Origin of the sequence: Zavarzinella formosa DSM 19928 (assembly GCF_000255705.1) — a bacterium.
Lineage (GTDB): Bacteria > Planctomycetota > Planctomycetia > Gemmatales > Gemmataceae > Zavarzinella > Zavarzinella formosa.
In genome coordinates, this window is sequence record NZ_JH636453.1 from 46,415 (window position 1) to 49,478 (window position 3,064).

Below are 3,064 nucleotides of genomic sequence, written 5' to 3' on the forward strand. Positions count from 1 at the left end.
TCACCGCCAACATCGGCGACGGCACGGTCAGCGTCCTGCTGGGGAATGGCGACGGCACGTTCGCCCCCGCCCCCGGTTCGCCCTCTGCCGTCGGCGCCGGGCCGTTTTCGGTGGCGGTTGGGGATGTGAATGGGGATGGCAAGCCCGACCTCGTCACCGCCAACTTCGGCGGCAACACCGTCAGCGTGCTGCTGGGAGGTGGGAACGGCACATTCGCCCCCGCCTCTCCCTTCGCCGTCGGCACCGGGCCGTTTTCGGTGGCGGTTGGGGACGTGAACGGGGATGGCAAGCTCGACCTCGTCACCGCCAACCGCCAGGCCGACACTGTCACCGTCCTGTTGAACGGGGCGACAGTCCAGACCGGGCCGGTCTTCACCATGACGCCGTCGGCGGTCGTCACTTCGGTGGTGGCCTCGGGCTTGGGCATCACCGCCGGGGCGGGCGATCTGCGGGCGGGCCAGACGGTGACGCTCACCGTCAACTTCGACAAGGCCGTGACGGTGGACGGCACGCATGGCCTCCCCACCCTCAGCCTTGATGACGGAGGCACCGCCACTTATTCCGGCGGTTCCGGGACCACGGCGTTGACATTCACTTACACCGTGTCGCCGGGGGAGAACACCGACGATCTGGCCGTGACCAAGTTCAACCTTAACGGCGCGGACCTTGGCGAGGCCGATGTCAGCGGCGCGGCGGTCAGCCCGGACGGCAAGCTGGTGATTGACACCAAGGCTCCCACGGCGACCATCACCCTCGTCGGCGGCGTCAACCAAGCCGCCGGGACCGGGTTGGAATTCGATGTCACGTTCTCCGAACTGGTCACAGGCGTGGATGCCGGTGATTTCGCCCTGAACGCCGCGGGCGTGGTCGGCGCCTCGATCACCGATGTGCGACAAGGGGTCGATGCCGCCCATTACATCGTCACCGTAGCCTCCGGCTACGAGGCCGGAACCATCGGCCTGAACATCACCGGCAACGACATCAAAGACCTCGTCGGCAACGGGTTCGGCGGCGGGGCCTTCCATCAGGCGCCCGGCTCTCCTTCCCTCGTCGGCAATTATCCGTACTCCGTAGTGATTGACGATGTGAACTTGGACGGCAAACCTGATCTCATCACCGTCAATCAAATTGGCGACAACGTCAGCATCCTGTTGGGGACCGGGAACGGCAAGTTTGGCCCCGCCGCCAATTTCCATGTCGGCGCCAACCCGGGATCAGTGGTGATCGGAGATGTAAACGGGGACGGCAAGCCCGACCTCGTCACCGCCAACTCCGATGACAACAACGTCAGCGTGTTGTTGGGGAACGGGGACGGCACGTTTGGCGCCGCCACGAACATCGCCGTCGGCGATGCTCCGTTTTCGGTGGTCATTAGTGACGTGAACGGGGACGGCAAGCCCGACCTCGTCACCGCCAATCGTGACAGCAACAATGTCAGCGTCCTGTTGGGGAGTGGCGGTGGCTCGTTTGACGCCGCGAACAACTTCTCCGCCGGCGATGCTCCGCGTTCGGTGGCGATCGGGGATGTGAACGGGGACGGCAAGCCCGACCTCGTCACCGCCAACGTCGATGGCAACAATGTCAGCGTCTTGCTGGGGAATGGCGGCGGCTCGTTTGGCGTCGCCACGAACATTGCCGTCGGCAATGCTCCATATTCGGTGGCGATTGGAGACTTGAACGGGGATGGCAAGCCCGACCTCGTCACCGCCAATCGTGACAGCAACAATGTCAGCGTCCTGTTGGGGAGTGGCGGTGGCTCGTTTGGCGCCGCGAACAACTTCCCCGCCGGCGTCGAGTTGTTCGCGGTGGCGATCGGAGACCTGAACGGGGACGGCATCCCCGACCTCGTCACCGACAGTCTCAATAACAGCGTCAGCATTCTGTCGGGAACCGGAACCGGTTCATTCCGTGCCCCGGTTGACGTCCCGGTCGACGGAGTGACATACTGGGTGACGGTCGGGGACGTGAACGGCGACGGCCGGCCCGACATTGTCGACGCCAAAGCCAATGACAATAACGTCGATGTCCTGCTGAACGGCCCTGGTGTCCAAACCGGGCCGTCGTTTACGATGGTCGCCGTGAACGACGGGACGGGGGCGGACATCAATCTGCAATCGTCCCTCACGACGATCAACGCCAACTGGTCCGCCTTTGCCGCCGGGGAGAACGGGCTCGACCATTACGAATGGGCCATCGGCACCGCGTCGGACAAGACCAATGTGCAGGAATTCATGAGCGTCGGCACAGCCACCAGCGCAAGCAACACCGCACCGAGCCTGACCGCCGGCCAGACCTATTTTGTCAGCGTCCGGGCCTTGGACAGCCAGGGCCATGTGATTGCCACATTCCATTCCAACGGGGTCACCATCGTCCCGGCGGCGAGCTTCCTGCCGGGGAACGTCGCCACGTTCATTGACAGCGACGGCGACAAGTACACCGTCCGGCTGACGCCCGCCACCCTCGGCAAGATCGCCGTGATCCAGGACGACCCCGGCCACACCGGCAAGGGGCCGATCAAGGGGATCTATTTGGAGGGGACTGACGCGACCAAGAGCGTGCTGACCATCACGGTGGTCAAAGCCAAGGGAGGCGACGGTTACGTGACCGTCGGCGACATCCAGGGATCGGGGTTGAAGACGGTCTCGGCCGCAAAGTCCGACTTGCTCGGCGAAGTGACGCTCGGCGGCACGGCCTCGCAGGCGACGAGCCTGACGTTTGCGGACATGGAGGACGGCTTCTCGGTCAACACCGGCGCCCATGTGGCCGCCCTCACGGCCGCCAATGTCGGGAAGGGAATCATTGTGGCCCCGAGTTTGGTCACGCTGACCGTCGCCGGTGATTTCAACGGCGCCCTCGACCTGAGCGGTCAGGGGGTGGCCGTCGGCAAGCCAGTGTTGACCACGGCGAGCATCGGCGGGATTGCCGACGGCGCCACGATCAACGTCGCCGGGGCCGTCGGCACGCTGAAAGCCGGGGCGTTCATCGGCGACGGGTCGATCTCGGCCGCCAGCATCGGGACGCTGTTCATCGGCAAGCTGACGGTGGCGGCGCCGGTCAGCCGGGG

At 65.0% G+C, this 3,064-nt stretch carries 1 protein-coding gene; it reads left to right on the forward strand.

Translation table 11 applies throughout. The annotated features are described in order from the left end of the window. A partial coding sequence (locus tag BGIM_RS65355) for an FG-GAP repeat domain-containing protein (protein ID WP_193789081.1) occupies positions 1–3,064 on the forward strand: 3,064 nt, incomplete at both ends.